General features: G+C 64.7%; 1 protein-coding gene. It reads right to left on the reverse strand.

Annotation, left to right across the window (positions count from 1 at the left end):
* Positions 1 to 19: 19 nt before the first annotated feature.
* Entirely contained in the window at positions 20 to 1,207 is a 1,188-nt protein-coding gene (locus tag ACPW96_RS23265) for an IS30 family transposase (protein ID WP_425886116.1), read from the reverse strand.
* Positions 1,208 to 1,225: the final 18 nt, after the last annotated feature.

Consider the following 1,225-nt stretch of genomic DNA (forward strand, 5'->3'; position numbering starts at 1 on the left):
GATCGGCGGATTCTGGCGGTCATTGCAACAGAACGTTCCCGATGACTTCGATCGGGGTTTGGAACTCTAGTCGTTTGCGTGGCCGGTCGTTCAGTTCCGCGGCGACGGCGTCGAGGTGTTCCTCGCTGAACCCGCCGAGTTCGGTGCCCTTCGGGAAGTACTGACGAAGCAGCCCGTTCGTGTTTTCGTTGATGCCGCGCTGCCATGGCGACTTCGGGTCGCAGAAGAAGATCTCGATGCCGGTGGCGATGCGTACCTTCTCCCAGTCCCGCATCTCGGGTCCCTGATCCCAGGTCAACGCCACCCGCAGCTGTTCCGGAAGCTGCTGGATCTTGCGTGCCAGCGCCGGCGCCACCTGCTCCGCCTTGTATCCGTCGGGGAGGGCCACCAGCATCGTGTAGTTACTGGAGCGTTCCACGAGCGTGCCGATCGCAGACAGGTTGCCTTTCCCGATGATCAGATCACCCTCCCAACTGCCCGGCACCGCCCGGTCGCTGGCCTCGGGTGGCCGCTCGGAGATGTTGATCATGTTCGGGATCCGGTTCTTGCGCTGCCCCGTCTTCCGCGACGGGCTCCGCAACGCCCTGCCGGTCCGCAGATGCCTGGTCAGCTCTTGTTTGAGCGCGCCCCGAGACTGCACGTAGAGAGACTGGTAGATCGTCTCGGGCGACACCCGCATCTCCTCCCGCCCCGGGAACTCCCGTTTCAGGCGCCCCGAGATCTGCTCGGGCGAGTACTTCTTCCGAAGGTCCTTCTCCACCTTCGCACGCAGCTCGAAGTTCACATGGAGCTTGGCTGGTTTCGGCCGCGACGCACGCTCGTAGGCCAGGACATGAGCTGTCGTCGCCCGATACGCCGACCCACGAGCGGTGTTCCTCGACAACTCCCGCGAGATGGTCGACGCGGCCCTTCCGATCACCGCCGCGATCTGCCGCAGCGACTTCCCCTGCGCCCGCATGATCGCGATCTCCTCCCGATCGGCGAACGTCAAACACCGCCCCTTCAGGTCCCGGCCGCGACGCGGCCGGACACCGCCGGCGGCGACCAGAATCCGTGTCCCGGTCCTGCGATCGACCCCGAGCGGCAGCACCGCGTCAGTGAGGAAATCACCGGCCTGCATCCCCGCCCAGAACACCTGCAGCAAGTCGGGTCGAATACGAAGCGAATACGTCGTCACAGCACACCATCCCTCCGGTGTTGCAACCACCGCAAGAACCCAAGGATC

This window comes from Micromonospora sp. DT81.3 (genome assembly GCF_049847225.1).
Classification (GTDB): domain Bacteria; phylum Actinomycetota; class Actinomycetes; order Actinomycetales; family Microbacteriaceae; genus Microbacterium.